We start from the raw sequence: 280 nt of genomic DNA on the forward strand, positions 1-280 counted from the left end.
GGCCAGCGTTTTACCTTCCGGCGACGTGATAAACAGATCCTCGGCCTCAATGGTCAGCGGATCGGTCAATGCTAATTCCGCCTCACCGCGCTGCGGATGGGCGAGCGGGGTTTCCATAAACGTTTTCAGACTGTCAGCTGCACCAACAGCCTGGGCTTTAGCATGATAAAACGTACCGAGATCGCGTAATGGCTGGAAAAACTCTGGCGCAAGGATCAGGGCCAGAAAACCCGCAGCCAGCGTCACGCCAGTATCGTAGTGACCAAAATCCAGCTCGCCG

The 280-nt window shown here is 56.1% G+C and carries 1 pseudogene; it reads right to left on the minus strand.

The features are described 5' to 3' along the window. A pseudogene (locus SB772_RS40165) lies at positions 1-280 on the minus strand (hypothetical protein); the annotation flags it as partial.

This window comes from Paraburkholderia sp. SIMBA_030, from assembly GCF_046535245.1.
GTDB lineage: Bacteria > Pseudomonadota > Gammaproteobacteria > Burkholderiales > Burkholderiaceae > Paraburkholderia.